16 protein-coding genes and 1 tRNA gene are annotated in these 17,221 nt (G+C 59.6%); 5 read left to right on the top strand and 12 right to left on the bottom strand.

Annotated features, from left to right (window positions below):
- Positions 1-2: 2 nt before the first annotated feature.
- From MK208_RS13375 to MK208_RS13365, 3 genes are read right to left on the bottom strand one after another with little or no spacing between them, the layout of a single operon-like run.
- Entirely contained in the window at positions 3-1,160 is a 1,158-nt protein-coding gene (locus tag MK208_RS13375; RefSeq protein ID WP_294117302.1) for a Xaa-Pro peptidase family protein, read from the bottom strand.
- Positions 1,153-2,205: a pyridoxal-phosphate dependent enzyme gene (locus MK208_RS13370; RefSeq protein ID WP_294117299.1), complete on the bottom strand. Its 1,053-nt coding sequence runs from the start codon at positions 2,203-2,205 to the stop codon at positions 1,153-1,155. Before MK208_RS13370 ends, MK208_RS13375 begins: the two co-directional genes overlap by 8 nt.
- A gap of 28 nt (positions 2,206-2,233) precedes the next feature.
- On the bottom strand, positions 2,234-2,650 hold the full coding sequence (locus tag MK208_RS13365; protein ID WP_294117296.1) for an acyl-CoA thioesterase: 417 nt from the start codon (positions 2,648-2,650) through the stop codon (positions 2,234-2,236).
- A gap of 147 nt (positions 2,651-2,797) precedes the next feature.
- Between MK208_RS13365 and MK208_RS13360 the strand changes: the two genes are divergently transcribed.
- Complete coding sequence (locus MK208_RS13360) at positions 2,798-3,301, top strand: Lrp/AsnC family transcriptional regulator (RefSeq protein ID WP_294117293.1); 504 nt, start codon at positions 2,798-2,800, stop codon at positions 3,299-3,301.
- A 673-nt stretch (positions 3,302-3,974) separates the two neighbouring features.
- On the opposite strand, the gene MK208_RS13355 is transcribed toward MK208_RS13360, so the two are convergent.
- From MK208_RS13355 to glpD, 5 genes are all read right to left on the bottom strand, one after another.
- A complete protein-coding gene (locus MK208_RS13355; RefSeq protein WP_294117290.1) occupies positions 3,975-4,100 on the bottom strand; it encodes a hypothetical protein in 126 nt (41 codons plus the stop codon).
- A 188-nt stretch (positions 4,101-4,288) separates the two neighbouring features.
- Complete coding sequence (locus MK208_RS13350) at positions 4,289-4,561, bottom strand: helix-turn-helix transcriptional regulator (RefSeq protein ID WP_294117288.1); 273 nt, start codon at positions 4,559-4,561, stop codon at positions 4,289-4,291.
- A 228-nt stretch (positions 4,562-4,789) separates the two neighbouring features.
- Positions 4,790-5,002 (bottom strand): hypothetical protein, encoded by a 213-nt coding sequence (locus tag MK208_RS13345; protein WP_294117286.1) that lies wholly within the window; start codon positions 5,000-5,002, stop codon positions 4,790-4,792.
- Positions 5,003-5,156: 154 nt separating this feature from the next.
- Entirely contained in the window at positions 5,157-7,373 is a 2,217-nt protein-coding gene (locus MK208_RS13340) for an NADP-dependent isocitrate dehydrogenase (RefSeq protein WP_294117284.1), read from the bottom strand.
- Positions 7,374-7,553: 180 nt separating this feature from the next.
- On the bottom strand, positions 7,554-9,137 hold the full coding sequence (gene glpD, locus MK208_RS13335) for a glycerol-3-phosphate dehydrogenase (RefSeq protein WP_294117282.1): 1,584 nt from the start codon (positions 9,135-9,137) through the stop codon (positions 7,554-7,556).
- Between the two features lie 144 nt (positions 9,138-9,281).
- Here glpD and MK208_RS13330 point away from each other — a divergent pair, with 144 nt between their 5' ends.
- The 3 genes from MK208_RS13330 to MK208_RS13320 all read left to right on the top strand — a co-directional run bounded on the left by MK208_RS13330 (position 9,282) and on the right by MK208_RS13320 (position 10,963).
- Positions 9,282-10,037, top strand: a complete 756-nt coding sequence (locus MK208_RS13330; RefSeq protein WP_294117279.1) for a DeoR/GlpR family DNA-binding transcription regulator — start codon at positions 9,282-9,284, stop codon at positions 10,035-10,037.
- A 108-nt stretch (positions 10,038-10,145) separates the two neighbouring features.
- A tRNA-Arg gene (locus MK208_RS13325) sits at positions 10,146-10,222 on the top strand.
- 219 nt (positions 10,223-10,441) lie between these two features.
- Positions 10,442-10,963, top strand: coding sequence for a hypothetical protein (locus tag MK208_RS13320; protein WP_294117277.1), 522 nt, complete (start codon positions 10,442-10,444; stop codon positions 10,961-10,963).
- A 60-nt stretch (positions 10,964-11,023) separates the two neighbouring features.
- Here MK208_RS13320 and MK208_RS13315 read toward each other — a convergent pair whose 3' ends face one another.
- Entirely contained in the window at positions 11,024-12,259 is a 1,236-nt protein-coding gene (locus MK208_RS13315; protein ID WP_294117274.1) for a urate hydroxylase PuuD, read from the bottom strand.
- Positions 12,260-12,450: 191 nt separating this feature from the next.
- On the bottom strand, positions 12,451-12,804 hold the full coding sequence (gene uraH, locus MK208_RS13310) for a hydroxyisourate hydrolase (protein WP_294117273.1): 354 nt from the start codon (positions 12,802-12,804) through the stop codon (positions 12,451-12,453).
- A gap of 181 nt (positions 12,805-12,985) precedes the next feature.
- Here uraH and MK208_RS13305 point away from each other — a divergent pair, with 181 nt between their 5' ends.
- Positions 12,986-13,744 carry a sulfite exporter TauE/SafE family protein gene (locus tag MK208_RS13305; RefSeq protein WP_294117271.1) on the top strand — a complete coding sequence of 253 codons (759 nt, stop codon included), beginning with the start codon at positions 12,986-12,988 and terminating at the stop codon, positions 13,742-13,744.
- A gap of 34 nt (positions 13,745-13,778) precedes the next feature.
- Here MK208_RS13305 and guaD read toward each other — a convergent pair whose 3' ends face one another.
- Positions 13,779-15,137: a guanine deaminase gene (gene guaD / locus MK208_RS13300; protein WP_294117268.1), complete on the bottom strand. Its 1,359-nt coding sequence runs from the start codon at positions 15,135-15,137 to the stop codon at positions 13,779-13,781.
- A gap of 86 nt (positions 15,138-15,223) precedes the next feature.
- A complete protein-coding gene (locus MK208_RS13295) occupies positions 15,224-16,804 on the bottom strand; it encodes a xanthine/uracil/vitamin C permease (RefSeq protein ID WP_294117265.1) in 1,581 nt (526 codons plus the stop codon).
- Positions 16,805-17,221 lie beyond the last annotated feature (417 nt).

The raw sequence follows: 17,221 nt of genomic DNA, 5'->3' as shown, positions 1-17,221 counted from the left end.
CGTTACCTCAGAATGGGCAGGGATGCGGCGGCACGGGAGGAGAGGAGCTCCGGACCATCCGCGCGCAGGACGATGTTTTCTTCGTGCACCTGAAACAGGCCGGGCGCGATCTCGACGCTCGGTTCCAGCGTGAGCACCATACCCGCGCGCAGTTCGGTGTGGTCATGCGGCGTGAAGCTGGGCCATTCCGTGAGCGTGATGCCAAGGCCGTGGCCGAGACGGCCACTGCCAGGGGTGGCGCCTTGCTTGGTCAGGCTGTCGACAAACATGGCGTGCACATCGCTCGCCTTGTGACCGGGCCGTAGCGTGGCAAGCACGTGGTCGGTGGCTTGATAGAGCTGATCATAGGCGCGTTTGGCGGCGGCGTCGGCCTGGGTGATGGCGAAGTTGCGGTCAAAGTCGCAGAAGTAGCCGTCCAGCACCGCGCCGGTGTCGAGCATCAAGATGTCGCCTGCGGTGAGGCGTTGATCTGTCGCCGGGGAGATCACATCGCCGTAACCGCCCTGCCCTGCGCCGCCTGCGGTGTAGCTGACCCAATCGGCGCCTTCCTCAAGCAAAATACGCTGAAAGTCTCGGAAGACCTGTCCATGAGAGGTGTTTTCGGAGGCGTATTCGGAAATGCGAGAGAAGGCGCGGTCGGCCACGGCGCAGGCGGCGCGGATTTTGGCGACTTCGCCATCAGATTTGATTTCGCGGGTGCGTTGCACCGTGTTGGTCGCATCAACGAAACGGCGCGGGGCGAGGTTGTTGGTGAGTTGAAGGTAATCCCCCAACGGCATGCGCAGGTGGGTTTCGAGGCCCATGGGTAGGCCGATGGTGCCAGTCTCGGGCACGATGTCAGCAAGGGTTTGGGTGAGCAGGCTGACGCCGTCGTCTCCGGGACAAGGCGCGTCCCAGGTGCGGATGTCGGTTACCCAGGTTTTGGACATCAGGTCCGCGCCGATGGAGGGAATCACGGCGATGGGGTCGCCTTGCGCCGGGACGATCACAAACCACGGGCGGGCGGGGCTTTCCCAGAAGCGGGTGAGGAAGCCGGTGGTGTAGAAGATGTCAGCCTGCGACGTCAGCAGGAGTGCTGTTTCGCCTGCGTCTGCCATGGCGGATTGCAGGCGGGTGACGCGGGTGCGGAACTTTTCCGGTGGGAAACCACGATCAAGCATCTTCGGGACCTTCGGAGACGAAGCACAGGATGCGGGCGTCAGACGGCAGATCGGGGCGTTTCAGGAGCGCGGCGGCAACACCGGCCACACCGGAAGGCGTGCTGGCGATGCCGTGGGATTTGAGCGCGCCCACTGCGTCCTGCGCCTCTTGTTCGGAGATGGTCACAAAGCTGTCCGCATCCATGGCAAGACCGTTGAACGCGACCATGGAGGCGGTTTTGCAATCCAGTCGCCCCATGTCGGACACAGGTCCGGTGGTGTCGACCAATTGGCCTGCGCGGACGGATTCAATGAGCGCGGGGGCGGCTTCGGGTTCGACCACGGTGATCTGCGGTGCGTCGCCCCACGTGACGCGGGCAAAGGCGGCGACAGCGGCGGCGAGACCACCTACGCCCGCCTGCAAGAAGATATGCGTGGGTGGCGCAGGGATTTGCGTGGCAGCTTCAGAGGCCATTTGCAGATAGCCCTCCATGACGCGGTAGCCACTGTCCTCATAGCCGGCCCAAGTGCTGTCGGACAGCAACGTCCAGCCGTTGTCCTTGGCGGCTTGCGCTGCAGCCTCCATGCTGGCCTCGTAGTTATCTCCGGCCCAGGCCACTGAGGCGCCTTGGGCTTCCAGACGTTTGCCAAAGGCTTTTGGCACGGTGTGGGACAGGTAGATCACGGCCTTGGCGCCAAACACCCGCGCGCCAGCGGCGACGGACATGCCGTGGTTGCCCGCCGAGGCGGTGACATAGGTGCGGCCGGTCAAGGCGGTGGCCCAGTCGGTAGGGGCCGTGCGGGCTGCGTCAAAAGCGATGGCGTAAGCGGCGCCAAGGGCTTTGAAAGAGCCAAGTCCCATCCGGGAGCGTTCATCTTTGATGTGGAAGCTGTGCACGCCCAATGTGGCGGCGAGGTCTGTCATGTCGCGCAGTGGGGTTTCTGCATGAGCCGGGCACAGGGCGAGCAACTTTGCAACGGCGGCGGCATCGCGGCTGGGCATCGTGTCAGATTGGCGGGTCGGCAGGCCGGTGCCGCGGTGGGGATTATGAAGTGTTTCGGTCATAAGCTGCCTTTGCTAGTGGCGCAGGGGGTCAGGGCTCTGAGTGAGACATCAGAAGGGATTTGAGGCGGGTGACCTCCCCTGCCCGCATGCGACCGTCGCGCTGTTCAAACAGCGCACGGACCTCGGTGCCTTCAAAGGCCAAATCATCGACAACATAACCGCGATGGATCACCCGGTAAGATTTGGCGGACCACTCGGCAATTTCCATGCGGATGGTCAGCGCGTCGCCATCCTTAAGCGGACGGCGGTATTTGGCATGGGTTTCCATCAGTCCAAGTCCCACGGCGTCGAGGTGTTCACAAACTGCGGCGTGGCCGCCGTATTGCTGCAGGAAGCGCTGAAACGTGCCGTCCATCCAGCGGTAGATGTTGGGGTAGTAGACAATGCCCGCCGGATCACAGTCGCCAAAGACAACATTGTGGTGGTTCTCGAAAGTGAAAGGCATGGCGTGGGTCCAACTGAAGCTTCTTTGTTGACCAGAGTGGGCGGGGTTGCGGGGAAAGGCAATGGGCTGTGCAGGGTTGACAGGAGAGGGTTTAGAGCCAAATGCTAGCGCAAAGATTTGGGCAAAATGTTCTGAAATTGCCCTTAGATGAGCGAATTGCCCTTAGTTCTCACCAAAGAAATACAGATGACCGAAAATCTCGACGAAATCGACCGCCGTCTGCTCACCGCCATTCAGAAGAACAACCGGCTGACGGCGGATGAGTTGGGCGAGATTGCGGGTATCTCGCGCTCTGCGGTACAACGGCGGCTTAAGCGGTTTCGCGACGAGGGGATTGTGGAGGCGGATATTGCCGTGGTTTCTGCCAAGGCGGTGGGGCGGCCCATGACCTTTGTGGTGGAGGTAGAGATGGAGCGCGAGCGCACGGACCTGCTGGATGAGTTCCGCCGCTCGATGCTCAAGCTCGATGATGTGCAGCAGTGCTACTACGTCACCGGTCAGGCCGACTTTATTCTGGTGGTCACCGCGCCGGATATGACCGCTTATGAGGAGTTCAGTCGCCGGGTGTTCAACGACAATCCCAACATCCGCAGGTTTCACAGCAATGTGGTGATTGATCGGGTGAAGGCTGGGCTACAGGTGCCGGTGTAGGGGCGACGTGCCGGGTTCCCTTGGCGCTATGGCGCGGTGGCCAAAGTATTTGGAAATGACTTGAGCACCAATAAAGCGCCGCCTGCTGCAATTGTTAAAAACACAAGGGCGACCCTCAGATCGCCCCACCAAGATTGTCTTTGTAGGTAGTTTTTCATCCTTTTCATGTCTGTCCTCGCGTTGTGGCTACAGACAAGAGATGGCGGCGAATGCGGAGATTGCATTTTGCGAAGAGGACAGAGTTTGGGGGAGCTTTGCCAAAGACAAGGTTCGGTGATTTGTGGACACGAGGCGCTTTAGGGTGGGCTGTCTACAGTATTTGGTACTGCGTAAATCACCAACGAGGCCACGCCGTAAGCGATGCCGAAAAACAGGGCGGCCAACAGGACGCCACGACACCACGCGTGTTTGTCGCAAAAGGCTTTTAGTTGTCCCAAGTAAGGTCCTGCTCGATAGTGCCTGCCTTCATGCCTGACTTGCAGCAAGCGGCCACGCCGGACATGTTTTGAAGATCATGACGGTTTTCGGAATTTTGCGACATGGGAATGCACGCGGCCCTCTCCCCAGAACCGGAAGTTGCAGTAGTGGCGAAGGACTATCGCAAGCTAATGCACCGCCTCAAAAGGCGAAGGGGCGCACAGAACGCCCCTTTTGCTTTGGTGTCAATTGCCGATCAAGTTGACGGCACGGTTTGCAGCACGATGAGTGCGGCGAGTGCGGCAAGTCCCAGAAACACAGCAGCGACTTTGAGGTCGCCACACCAGGAATGCCGGCGGCAGTAGTCTCTTATTTGTTTCATGTCTGTTCTCGCACAATGGTTACAGAACAAACATGGTAGCGCCGACACAATCCGCCTTCAGAATTCCCGTCAAAGTATTCAGCAGAGGCGACAATGGCGCATTGTGCGAGATATTTTGGTGGGGGCGAGAATCTAAGGACTCTGGAGATGTCCCTGTCACGCGCGCAAAGCGATTTTGATGCTTGAGATTACCCGCAACAGCCGCTGGTGCAGGTGTGTTGCACAGGTTTGAGGTCGTCTTCAATCAGGGGTAGCTCGCCTGTGAGGGCCTGCGTCGGGATTTGCAGTGCTGTGGCGAGGCGTAGGACGGCGGGTTCCGGCAGAGTCGCGGTTTTGGCGGTTTCCAGCTTGGTCAGCTGGCGCTCGGTGAGGTTTATCAGTTTCGCGAGTTTCGGACGGCCCAGCTTACGCGCCTTGCGCACGGTTTTGAGGCGTTGCGGGTCGATGGTGAGCGTGGTCATGGGCGTGGGGTCCTGATGGGGGGTGTTATAGTGTTTCATAGAGGGAATGTTGGGGGATTGGAAGAGAGGCGTGTCCCGCCCAGCCAGCGTACGACCGACCAGATGGGCGTGCGCTTTTGTGCGTGTCGTGACAGGGTGAAACCTTGGATGCGTTTGGCTGGGATTAAGCGACAGGTTGCGGATTCGGTGCGCACACCCGCAGTCGGGCGCTGGCCCTGTTGAGGCGCATCAAAAGCGCTTCGTAAGCTTCACCCATTCCAGACACCACCGCCAACAGCCGAAAAACAAGCCGAAGGATAAGACCGCGAGAATGGGCAACCACATCGGGGACAACAGGGCATCCTGCATCGCGACATCAAACTTCATCAACATTAGAGTGAGGACACCGGTCGCGGCAAAGACCAGCACCGGAAAAACAACCAAATAAGGAATGCCGCTCAAGAGGTGACGCAACTCGATACTCCGCTTGGGGCCAATGGCCTGAGTAGGGCAAGGATGCACTTGCAGATCAGGAAGTCCATACGGAGATGACAAAGCGCATAAGAAAGCCGCCCCTTTCAGGGCGGCTTCCTTGTGTCAACCTAACGCGTCGGCCTTAGCCGATGATCGCGTTCAGGGTGGCGCTTGGGCGCATGACTTTGGCTTTCAGCTCCACCGATGGGCGGAAGTAGCCGCCGATGTCGGCTGCTGGGCCTTGGGCCGCTGCGAGTTCGGCCAGGATAGCCTCTTCGCCGTCTGCCAAGGCTTTGGCCACGCCTGCGAATTCCGCTGCGAGATCGGCGTCGTCAGACTGTGCTGCCAGCGCGTCGGCCCAGTAGCGGGCGAACCAGTAGTGGCTGTCGCGGTTGTCCGGCTGGCCGACTTTGCGCGATGGCGAACGGTTGTCGTCCAGAATGCCTTGGGTCGCGGCTTCGGCAGCGACACCCAGAATACCGGCTTTGGCGTTGCCTTTGACGTCCGCGAGGAAGTTCAGGCTTTCACCAAGGGCACAGAACTCACCCATGGAGTCCCAGCGCAGGTGGTTTTCTTCGACCAGTTGCTGCACGTGCTTTGGCGCCGAACCACCAGCGCCGGTTTCAAACAGGCCGCCACCTTTCATCAGCTTCACGATGGAGAGCATTTTGGCAGAGGTGCCCAGCTCGAGGATCGGGAAGAGGTCGGTCAGGTAATCACGCAGCACGTTGCCGGTGATGGCGATGCTGTCGTTGCCTGCGGTGATGGTTTTCAGCGACTGCGCGGTGGCTTCGCGAGGCGCCATGATCTGAAACAGGTCGGCTTTGCCAGCCGCCTCGAGCGCCGGAGTCACGTATTTGATCAGCTCGGCATCATGGGCGCGGTTTGCGTCCAGCCAGAAGATCGCCTCGGACCCGGTCAGGCGCTGACGGTCCATCGCCAGCTCGATCCAGTTCTCGATTGGGGCTTTCTTCACGGTGCAGGAGCGCCAGATGTCGCCTGTCTCTACATCGTGGGAGTGCAGCACGTCGCCGTTTTCCAGAACGATGCGGATGGAACCCGCTGCTGGGGCTTCAAACGTGGTTGGGTGAGAGCCGTACTCTTCAGCCTTCTGCGCCATCAGACCCACGTTGGCCACGGAACCTGCGGTGGTCACGTCGAGCGCGCCGTTGGCTTTGAAGAAGTTGATGGTTTCATCATAGACGGACGCGTAGCAGCGATCTGGGATCACACAGTTGGTGTCACCCTTGTTGCCCGCTTCGTCCCAGCCTTTGCCGCCTGCGCGGATCACAGCCGGCATGGAGGCGTCGATGATCACATCGGAGGGCACGTGCAGGTTGGTGATGCCGCGGTCCGAGTCGACCATGTACATGGACGGACGGTCCAGCGCGGCGATCTCGGCTTTGATGGCGTCGGCGTTGTCCAGAGTATCGATCGCGGCCAGAACCGCACCCAGACCGGAGTTCGGGGAGCCGCCAGCGGCTGCGATGGCTTCGCCGTGTGCGTCCCAAACTGGGCCGAGCCATGCTTTCACCGCGTGGCCGAAGATGATGGGGTCGGAGACCTTCATCATGGTGGCTTTCATGTGCAGGGAGAACATGGTGCCGTCAGATTTGGTGTCTTCAATCGCGTCTGCAAGGAAGCTGCCCAGTGCAGAAGCGGACATGAAGGTCGCGTCAGCCACAGTGCCTTCTTCCAGCGGGTAGCTGTCTTTGAGCACGGTCACGGCGCCGTCTTTGGCGACAAATTCGATCTTCGCGTCACCCTCCTGTTCGGCGGAGATGGTGGCGGAAACTTCGTTTGCGTAGAAGTCGTTGCCCGGCATGGAAGACACTTTGGTCTTCGACGTGCCTTCCCATGCGCCCATGGAGTGTGGGTTGTTTTGGGCGAAGTTCTTCACCGCACGGGCGGAGCGGCGGTCAGAGTTGCCTTCGCGCAGCACCGGGTTCACGGCGGAGCCTTTGATGCCGTCGTAACGTGCGCGGATGGCTTTTTCTTCGTCAGACTGCGGGTCTTCCGGGTAAGACGGGATGTTGTAGCCCTGCCCTTGCAGCTCTTCGATGGCCGCAACCAGCTGTGGCACGGAAGCGGAAATGTTTGGCAGCTTGATGACGTTGGCGTCTGGGGTCTTCACCAGTTCGCCCAGCGCGGCCAGATCGTCAGACTGACGCTGATCGTCGGTCAGGTTTTCCGGGAAGGTGGCGATGATGCGACCGGCAAGGGAAATGTCCGGGGTGCCAACGGTGATACCAGCGGCGGAAACAAACTTGCGAATGATCGGCAGGAAGGAGGCGGAGGCCAGCTCAGGCGCTTCGTCTACAATGGTATACAATATGTCGGGCGATTTTTTATCAGCCATGTTTCTCACTACCTTTTTTGCGTCAGGGGTGTTCTGTGACTTGCGGGATCAGGTCGGGATGACCTGACAAAATCCGAATGGTTCTCCTCCGCCCTCGCGCAGACTCAAAAGCCCGCACAACAGCATCGTGCGGGCTTCGTATAGGCCGATGAGGCGCAAAGATCAATTCTCGGTTGGGCCTCAGGCGGAGGCTTTTTGCCGCGCCGCAGCCATATAGCTGTCGATGGCAGCAATTTGCTGCGCGTTGAGGCGTAGACCGAGCTTGGAGCGGCGCCAAACCACATCGGCAGCGGCGCGCGCGTATTCCTTCGCCATGAGCCAGTCGACCTCGACGGCGGTCAGGGTTGCGCCAAAGTCTGCGCCCAAATCAGCAGCAGATTTTGCGGCTCCGAGCATCTCAGGCGCTTCGGTGCCGTAGGCACGGATCAAACGCTTGGCCCAGGCATCGGTCAGGAAGGGGTAGTCGCGTTGCAACTCGGCAATCTTGTCACCCACCTGATGCACTTCAAAGTCCCCGCCGGGCATCGCTACGCCCGCAGTCCAGGGGGCTGCGGCCTCTGGGAAGAATGGCGTAAGCTTTTCCATCGCCGCTTCGGCCAGCTTGCGGTAGGTGGTGATCTTGCCGCCAAAGATGTTGAGCACCGGGGCGCCGCTTTCGTCCAGTTTCAAGACGTAGTCACGGGTGGCTGCCTGTGCCGAAGATGCTCCATCGTCATAGAGTGGGCGCACACCAGAGTAGCGCCAGACGATGTCTTCCATGGTGACCGGCTTCTTGAAGTAGTTAGACGCGAAGTCGCAGAGGTACTGCGCCTCTTCATCGGTGCAGGTTGGGGCCACGTCGGCGTGGGTGTGTTCCTGATCGGTGGTGCCGATGAGGGTGAAGTCTTCCTGATAGGGAATGGCAAAGATGATGCGGCCGTCGCTGCCTTGGAAGAAGTAGCAGCGGTCGTGGTCAAACAGGCGTTTGGTGACAATGTGGCTGCCGCGTACCAAACGCACGCCAGCGGAGGAATTCTGCTGGATCACGCCGCGAATGACATCGGCCACCCAGGGGCCACCCGCATTGACCAGCGCCTTGGCACGGATGGTGCGACGCGCGCCGGTGTCGACGTCCTCCATCTCGATGTGCCAGAAGTTGTCGCCACGTTGCGCGGAGATCACCTTGGTGCGGGTGCGGATGGTGGCCCCACGCGCCTCTGCATCCCGGGCGTTTAACACCACAAGACGGCTGTCCTCGACCCAACAGTCGGAGTATTCAAAGGCTTTCACAAACTTCTCCTGCAGCGGTGCGCCTGCTTCGTCGATTGTCAGATCCACCGTGCGGGTGCCGGGCAGGATTTTGCGGCCACCGAGGTGGTCATACATGAAAAGCCCCATGCGGATCAGCCAGCTGGGACGACGGCCTTTCATCCACGGCATGACCAAGCTTAGAAGTTTGGAGGTCGGCGTGTCGTTTTCAAAGCGCATGTCCTTGTGCATCGGCAGCACAAAGCGCATCGGCCAGCTGATGTGGGGCATGGCGCGCAGCAGGGTTTCGCGCTCAATCAGCGCCTCACGCACCAAACGGACTTCGAAATACTCGAGGTACCGCAGACCACCGTGGAACAGCTTGGTCGAGGCCGAGGATGTGGCCCAGGCCAGATCGTTCATTTCGGCCAGCTCCACCGAGAGCCCCCGCCCGGCCGCGTCCCGCGCGATGCCACAGCCGTTGATACCGCCACCAATGACAAAAAGATCCACCGGATTTTCTGTTTGCGCTTCCATAAGAACACCTTCGAACATTTTCGCACCTTTACGAACCCAAAACGCGCATTCGGTCAAGGAAATTCCGCGTGGTATGGATAATTTTCGTTGAAAACGTGCCATCCGCCTGCCACTGAGGGGGAGCACAAACGAAAAGTAACGAACATGCTGAGCAGTTTTCGCGAGAGAGAAATCCTCGAAATCGCCCGCAGCGAGGGCAAAGTTACCGTCGAAGGTCTGGCGGCGCATTTTGATGTGACCGTGCAGACCATTCGCCGCGACCTCAATGAAATGGCCAATGCCGGGCGGCTGGAGCGGGTACATGGTGGTGCGGTTTTGCCCTCCGGTGTGCGCAACATTGCTTATGAAGAACGCGGGCGCGTGAACGCGGATGCCAAGGCAGCGATGGCGGCCCGCTGTGCGGCGGACATCCCCAATGGCTCCGCTCTGTTCATAAACATCGGCACCAGCACCGAGGCACTGGCCAGCGCATTGCTGGGCCACGATGGGTTATTGGTGGTGACCAACAACCTCAATGTGGCGCGGATTTTGTCCGGCAACGCGCGGTGCAACGTGCTTTTGACCGGTGGGCGCCCCCGCGCGGAAGACGGCGGACTGGTAGGTCCTGTGGCGGCGCGCATGGTGCGCGACTTTGCCTTTGACTATGCCATCCTCGGCTGTTCTGCGGTGTCGGAGACCGGCGTGGCCTATGATTTTGACATCGACGAGATTGCTGTGTCCCACGCCGCTCTGGCTGGTGCGCGGGAAACCTGGCTCTTGGCGGATCACTCCAAGTTCCAACGCAACGCCCCGGCGAAGATCTTGGATTTTGCCGACGTCGCCCGGCTCTACACGGATGAAATCCCTGACACATTGGCCGAGGTCTGCGCCAGCAAAGGCACCGAAGTGTTGCCGGGATAAGAGGGCCTGCGGCACTGGTTTTCCACTTTTCCTTCCCGCGCCGTTGACAAGCTGGCGCGGCTATTAGAAAGGTGACGGCGCAGGGCGACCTGCTGGCCGTTTGGCGATGGCCCCTTAGCTCAACTGGATAGAGCAGCTGACTTCTAATCAGCAGGTTGAGGGTTCGAGTCCTTCAGGGGTCGCCACTTATGAGCACTGACCAGTGTAAGCTGGTCTCGCCGCCTCCTTTTCTCAATGTTCACAAAGAGTTGCGGATGTGATTTCGCTCCAAAGTCCGCGTGATGCATTTTTGTGCTACGCTACATCAACGCAGGAAGGGGATTCCTCGCGTGCGTCCGGGGTTTTGGGAGGGCGCATCGTTCGCGTGACAGAAAAAGGACCACCAAAAAGAGACCACACAGCACATGACAGGCTCCAACTTCTCGGTTGCAAGGCTCGAACCCGAGCTGAAACAACTGTATTTCATCTGGCGCGATGCGGCCCTGGGTGCTGCAATGCCGCGGCTCAAGAACATCGGATTGCCATGTCCGCAAACCCAACCAGGCATCTTATCGATTTACGAAGTACTGCGCTCCCGCACCGGGGAACCAATTGACTTCAAAGGACTCTATGTACGCAGCAAACTCAAAAAGACGCTGAGTAAGGTCTTTACCGGAACAAAGCTGTCCGACCACCCCGGCAAAGGACCCGGCTCAAAAATGTGGGGGGCTTTTGTGCTGGCTGCGACAGATCCGCTGCCGCTCCACATTGCTTTGCCCTACACCGGTCCGCTCACATCTTTTCGCAGCACATCCGAACTCTACCTCCCAATGGCTGGCGACCGGGACACAATCGAATTTGTGATGGTCGGCGTGAGCTTAAAGCCAAGCGACTATGGTCACGTCATTGACTTCCCGTCCCCTTGCTCGACCGTAACAAACCGATAGCGTTTCACACAAAAAAGGGCGCACAGCGCGCCCATTTCTACCCGATACATTCGTCTGACCTCACCCGCCGTTACGAACCTCCTTGATCCAGGCGACGATCAAATCACGGCTTTCCTGATCCATCTCGATCGCGTTGGGCGGTGGCATGGCGTGGGTGCGGCCCGCTTGCAGATAGATCTGCTCGGCATGGCGCGCCACATCGGCCTCGGTTTCCAGCACCACCCCCTTGGGAGCCCAGTGCAACCCCTCCCACGAGGGCTCACGCGCATGGCACATAGAACAGTTGCCGAGCACAGCGTAGTATGCTTCCTCAAAGGCCTCTGCCGAGGCAAACTTTTGCTCATACGCGGTCAGTTCGCGGGCTTCGGATTCCTCGTAGGTTTCGCCAGTTTGCGCAGTGGAGAGCCAGGCGATGGCCACCATCAGCAGCGCGGTGATCAGCCAGGTCCAGAGCGGGCCTTTGCCAGTACGATGCATGGTGTTGAAGTAGTGGCGGATGGTGACGCCGGTCAAGAAGATCAGGCTGGCGATGATCCAAGCGTACTCAGTGGCGAAGGCCAGCGGGTAGTGGTTGGACAGCATCAGGAACACCACCGGCAGGGTCAGGTAGTTGTTGTGGGTGGACCGCACCTTGGCGATCTTGCCGTATTTGGCATCCGGCGTGCGGCCGTTTTTCAAATCGTCCACCACAATGCGCTGGTTCGGCATGATCTGGAAGAACACGTTTGCGGTCATTATGGTGGCGGTGAAGGCCCCCAGGTGCAGCAGCGCGGCACGGCCGGTGAAGATCTGGTTGTAGCCCCAGGACATCACCACGAGGATGGCAAACAGCAGCAGCATCAGCAGGGTTGGCTGCTCGCTGAGCTTGGATTTGCACATAAAATCATAGGCTAGCCAACCAATAGTCAAGGAGCCGCCGGAGATCAGGATGCCCTGGAACAGGCTCAGGTCTGCTTTGGTTGGGTCCAGCAAGAAGAGCTCACCGCCGACCCAGTAGACAATCATCAACAGCGCCGCGCCAGAGAGCCATGTGGTGTAGCTCTGCCATTTGTGCCAGGTCAGGTGCTCCGGCATCTCAGACGGGGCCACGAGGTATTTTACGGTGTGATAGAAGCCGCCGCCGTGCACTTCCCATTCTTCACCATAAGCACCTTCGGGCAGGTGTTTGGCCGGTTTCAGCATCAGATCCAATGCGATGAAATAGAACGACGCGCCAATCCAAGCCATGGCGGTGATGACGTGTAGCCAGCGCACCGAGAACGCGATCCAGTCCCACAAAATTGCCATATCGTACATGGCGGTCTCCCCTAGATTCGTATTTGGTACAGTCTACGCGACCGGGCCTTTGTTCGTAATTCCCTCTAAATGCCAAGCAGTATCAAAAAATTCAGAACAATAAAAACCCGCCATGTTAGTTCAGGTCGCATAGAATAAAGGCGCGTCCGAAACCGGAGCGCGCCTTTGCAAAACTGTTTTTTTCGAGAGCCTTAGCTGCCGCGATATGTGGAGTAACCAAACGGGGAGAGCAGCAGCGGCACGTGGTAGTGCGAGGCTTCCGACATGCCAAAGCGGATCGGCACCACATCAAGGAAACGTGGCTCTTCCGGCGGGGTGCCGCAGGCGTCCAGATAGGCCCCGGCGTGGAAGATCAGCTCATATTCACCGGTGGCAAATTCTGCGGCGGGCAGGATTTGCTCGTCGGTGCGGCCGTCATCATTGGTGACCAAGGATTTGAGTTTGGTGCGGGTCTCGCCCTCGATCCGGTAGAGATCAATTTTCAGGCCCTCAGCAGGGCAGCCACGGGCGGTGTCCAGAACATGGGTGGTCAGATAGCCGGTCATGGATGTGTCTCCTGATTGTTTGTATTGGTTTTAGTCTGGTTGGGGCGTTGGAGGCAAAGCCTGTCTGAGACGATGCACTTTCCGCTTTTTCTTGAAAAACAAGCGCGATTATCTGGCATATCCAGCAATGCGCCTTACGGTGCGCGGACCGCCAGACCCAATTTGATAAAGAAAGACCCCGATGACGATCCTGGAACTCTGTGTGCTGGCTTTGGCCGGATTTGGCGCTGGCGTTGTCAACACCATTGCGGGGGGCGGGACGTTCTTGACCTTCCCGGCGCTGGTCTGGGCCGGGGTGCCGCCGGTGGCGGCCAATGCCACCAGCGCGGTGTCGGTGTTCCCCGGCTATCTGGGCGGGGCCATTGGGTTTCTGTCAGAACTCAAAACCCTGTCACGCGCTCAGATGATCCGGCTCACCGCCATCACGCTGGCGGGCGGATTGGCGGGGTCGTTGTTATTGCTGGTGTCCTCCAACGAGGTGTTTTCCTATGTGGTGCCGTTTCTGCTGATGTTTGCCACCACGGCGTTTTTGCTCGGCGCAAAACTGCAGGTCTGGTCACAGCAAAAGGCCAAATGGTTCAAGCCGGAAGGCGCTGTGGGGCTGTTTTCGGTGAGCGTTTACGGCGGCTATTTCAACGGCGGTTTGGGCATTGTGTTGTTGGCGCTGTTTGCCATGTGGGGCTGGCGCGACATTCACCTGATGAACGGAGTGAAAAACGGGCTGTCGTTTGCCCTGTCCGCCATTTCGGTGGTCACCTTTGCAGTGGCAGGTCTGGTGGTTTGGCCGATGGCGGTGCTGATGATGGCGTTTGCGGTCTTAGGTGGCTACAGCGGGGCTTTTGTCGCCAAGGCCATTCCGGCTTCCGTGGTGCGCTGGATCGTGGTCGTGATCGGCTACGGCATGAGCGCGGTGTTTCTGGCGCGGTTGTTTGTCAGCTGACCCGATTGGAACCAGCTGACAGAGTTTTCGGAAATCAGGCGGACTTGAGAACCGGCGCTGGAGCTGGCTTGTTTGCAATGGTCGCCGCGCCGTTTTTCTGTGCCACGCCAGCGACATAGGTCTCTGACACAGCACGATCATCGCCCAATGTTTGCAGGATGAACAGCTCTTCGGACAGGCTTTCCGCGCGCTGCATGCGCAGGTCCATGGCGTGGGTCGCGTGGGAATCCAACACCACCACATCCGCATCCGAACCTACCGCCAGCGTGCCGATCTTGTCCGACAGGCCCAGCACCTCGGCGTTGCCACGGGTGATCCAGTCAAAGGCGCGCAGCGGGTGCAGTTTCTGCTTCTGCAATTGCAGAATTTTGTAGCCCTCGTTGAGGGTTTGCAGCATAGAGTAGCTGGTCCCTGCCCCGATGTCGGTGGCGATGGCGTTCTGAATGCCGCGGGCGCGCAGCCCGCCGTCGTCAAACAGACCGCTGCCCAAGAAGAGGTTAGAGGTTGGGCAGAACACCGGTTTCGCCTGCGTTTCGGCCAGCACGTCAATCTCGCGTGGGGTCAGGTGGATAGAGTGTCCTAGCAAGGTTTTGGGCGTCAGCAGACCGTAGCCTTCATAGACACCAAGATAGTCCGGCGCATCTGGGTAGAGCTCTTTGGTGAAGGCAATTTCGTCGTGGTTTTCGCTCAGGTGGGTCTGCACAAAACACTCCGGGTGTTCCGCCACCAAAGCCTGCGCCATCTGCATCTGCTCTGGCGTTGAGGTGATCGCAAAGCGCGGGGTGATGGCGTAGTGCGCACGGCCCTTGCCGTGCCACCTGGCAATCATCTTTTTGCTGTCGTCATAGCTGGATTGTGGCGTGTCGCGCAGCGCATCCGGCGCGTTGCGATCCATCATGACCTTGCCACCAATCATGCACATATTGCGCCGTTCGGCCTCGGCAAAATAGGCCTCCACGGACGCGGTGTGCACCGAGCAGTAAGACACTGCCGTGGTGGTGCCATGGCTGGTCAGCAGGTCGTAGAAATGGCCCGCCATCGCCGTGCTGTGATTAGGGTCTTCAAAGCGGGTTTCTTCGGGGAAGGTGTAGTTGTTCAGCCAATCCAGAAGCTGCTCTCCCCAGGAGGCAATCACCTGCACCTGCGGGAAATGTACATGGGTGTCGATGAAACCGGGCAGCAGCAGATTTGGGCGGTGGTCTTTGACCGTGGCTTGTGGCGCTCGCGCAGCAATGTCTTGATAGACACCGGTGGCTTTGATCTTGCCATCTTCGATTAGGATCGCGCCGTCCTTGATGTAGGTATAGGCGTCGGTGTCCATCTCATCTGTTGGGGCGGCGTGGAAATCCAGAATACGGCCCCGCAGGAGCGTTTGAGTCTCTGTGTGTGACATGGTCGGGTCCAATGTGGAGGAATGAAAAGGTGCGGGCCGCCGAAGGACAAGGCTGGCCCGCACAAGGGCGTCCGGGGAAGTGGACGTTATTCGGCGGGTGCCGGAGCCTCGTCCACCACCGCGTTTTCGTTCACGAGGTCATCCTCTTTGTGAAACAGCGGGTAGATGTAGAGGAAGGCGGCCGCGATCAGGTAGCCGGAGGTCACACCGGAGAGTTCCGGCATGTGCAGGCTGGCGCCATGGATGATGCCCAGAGCGGACATCACGGCGGCGGCCAGAGCAAAGCCACCAGCATTGCGGAAGCGGCCATCAATGACGCTGGCGACAATGGCCCCCCAGATCAGACCGGTCAAGATGGCGCCTTGCGAGAGGGCCAGGTGGCCTTCGAAATGCGCGCCTTGCTGCAACAGCGCGGCGGTCAAGGCCTCGTCACCAAGATTTGGCAGACCTGCCACACCCACGGCCCCCAATGCGCCCATCAGTGAGCCCCATTTCACCATCAGGAAAGCCGAGACATGTGGCATCATCGCGATGGTCACAGCGGCCATGTGGTCGGTTTTCACCGAATGCGCGGTGTTGGTGATCAGGCTGAGCGCAACAAACACCAGCACCGGGGCCGCGGCTGCGGTCGGGATCAGGTTGTTGAGGAAGGCCAACAGACCAAAGAAGGCCGCCAGCGGGATCACCGCGCCGACCCCAATGATGTAGCCGGCATGTGCACCCATGCGCTTATAAGCCGGATGGCCGATGTAGGCGGTGGTTGGGAAAGGCGAGCCAAAGACCGCGCCCACCATGGTGCCCACGCCATCGGTGATCTGACAGGTGGCCACAGGGTAATGGTCGCCCGCCGCTTCGGCGCTTTCCACGTTGTTCATGGTCTCGATGAAGTTGTAGATCTGCACCGGCACCAGCACGAGGAACAGTTCCGGGTTGGCAAACAGATACTGGATGCCTGCGAGCAGGTCACCGATATAGGGCAGAGGTGGGTAGAAGCCGACGCCATCCAGGCTGAGCTTGGCTTCGCCAATGCCAAAGGCCACCACGGTGCCGACAATCAGCGCGAGCAGACCGGCGGGGATGTTATATGGCAGGCGGAAGCGGCCCACGAGGCCCCAGAGGATGATGATCATCGAGGCAAAGCCGATGAATGGGTTTTCAAACACGGTCGCTAGGGGCACGGTGCCGATGAACACCAGCGCGATGCCGCAAAGCGTGCCCAGCATACCGGCGCGCGGGGTCACACGTTTTAGCCATGGGCCAATCACCGCGCCCAGCGCAGCGACGATGCCGCCCATGAAGCCAGCGCCGATACCGACCTGCCAGGCCAGCATTGGGTCATTGGTGGACCAGTAAATCGGGCCAATCACGCCAAACAGATAGACAAACATCACCGGGGTCGAGATGCCGTAGGGCAGCGCGGTCACGTCACGGCCATGTTGGGCGGCGGCGCGTTTGGCCAAGCCCACATAGACGGCGATCCCGGCCAGAATGGCCACGGCCGCGCCCGGCACGATGCGGCCATAGACAATCTCGGCAGGCATCTGGAACACAAACTGACAGACGCCAGCCAGCACCATCAGGTTGATCAAATTGTCGGTGAACAGCGCCCAAAAGGCACTAAAATCGCTGCGATCAAACAGCTTGTAGGTATAGCTACCATCCCTCATGTGGGACCTCCATTTGCTAACCGAAGGGATGCCGCCCTCTCCTCTAGGCGACATCTCTTGGCGTGAACTCACTGGGCTGCGATATGCGGTCCAGTGCCCCGAAGTTGGGGAGTTGCGGCAGTTTCAGAGGTCAGCGCTGGGGCCACTTCAGCCACGCGGTGCGCGGCGATCCCAGCAGGCCGCAGTGTGCGGCTACCGCCTGCCCACGAGGGGCAGATCAAGGGCGCGACAGACAGGCCGTCGCGGTATTGGGTGCGTGAGGGAGACTGGGACAGATCGACATCAGACCGCGCGTGGGCGCTGTCTTTCTGAGCCGTCCTATCCAAGCAATGTGCCATCTGGCCTCCCCTTTCGCGCGGGTATCGCGCGCGTGTGGCCTTGGTTTTACCGGCTGTGACTACGGCGCAAAACGGCGCA

Origin of the sequence: Shimia sp. (assembly GCF_022448905.1) — a bacterium.
Classification (GTDB): Bacteria; Pseudomonadota; Alphaproteobacteria; order Rhodobacterales; family Rhodobacteraceae; genus Shimia.
Note: the sequence above shows the minus strand (reverse complement) of the source record. Positions and strands in the feature narration are given on the sequence as shown.

Excerpts from the sequence above, each read along its gene's own strand:
- MK208_RS13375 (WP_294117302.1), bottom strand. The coding sequence starts at position 1,160 with ATGCTTGATCGTGGTTTCCCACCGGAAAAGTTCCGCACCCGCGTCACC.
- MK208_RS13370 (WP_294117299.1), bottom strand. The coding sequence starts at position 2,205 with ATGACCGAAACACTTCATAATCCCCACCGCGGCACCGGCCTGCCGACC.
- MK208_RS13365 (WP_294117296.1), bottom strand. The coding sequence starts at position 2,650 with ATGCCTTTCACTTTCGAGAACCACCACAATGTTGTCTTTGGCGACTGT.
- MK208_RS13360 (WP_294117293.1), top strand. The coding sequence starts at position 2,798 with ATGAGCGAATTGCCCTTAGTTCTCACCAAAGAAATACAGATGACCGAA.
- MK208_RS13355 (WP_294117290.1), bottom strand. The coding sequence starts at position 4,100 with ATGAAACAAATAAGAGACTACTGCCGCCGGCATTCCTGGTGTGGCGAC.
- MK208_RS13350 (WP_294117288.1), bottom strand. The coding sequence starts at position 4,561 with ATGACCACGCTCACCATCGACCCGCAACGCCTCAAAACCGTGCGCAAG.
- MK208_RS13340 (WP_294117284.1), bottom strand. The coding sequence starts at position 7,373 with ATGGCTGATAAAAAATCGCCCGACATATTGTATACCATTGTAGACGAA.
- glpD (WP_294117282.1), bottom strand. The coding sequence starts at position 9,137 with ATGGAAGCGCAAACAGAAAATCCGGTGGATCTTTTTGTCATTGGTGGC.
- MK208_RS13330 (WP_294117279.1), top strand. The coding sequence starts at position 9,282 with ATGCTGAGCAGTTTTCGCGAGAGAGAAATCCTCGAAATCGCCCGCAGC.
- MK208_RS13320 (WP_294117277.1), top strand. The coding sequence starts at position 10,442 with ATGACAGGCTCCAACTTCTCGGTTGCAAGGCTCGAACCCGAGCTGAAA.
- MK208_RS13315 (WP_294117274.1), bottom strand. The coding sequence starts at position 12,259 with ATGTACGATATGGCAATTTTGTGGGACTGGATCGCGTTCTCGGTGCGC.
- uraH (WP_294117273.1), bottom strand. The coding sequence starts at position 12,804 with ATGACCGGCTATCTGACCACCCATGTTCTGGACACCGCCCGTGGCTGC.
- MK208_RS13305 (WP_294117271.1), top strand. The coding sequence starts at position 12,986 with ATGACGATCCTGGAACTCTGTGTGCTGGCTTTGGCCGGATTTGGCGCT.
- guaD (WP_294117268.1), bottom strand. The coding sequence starts at position 15,137 with ATGTCACACACAGAGACTCAAACGCTCCTGCGGGGCCGTATTCTGGAT.
- MK208_RS13295 (WP_294117265.1), bottom strand. The coding sequence starts at position 16,804 with ATGAGGGATGGTAGCTATACCTACAAGCTGTTTGATCGCAGCGATTTT.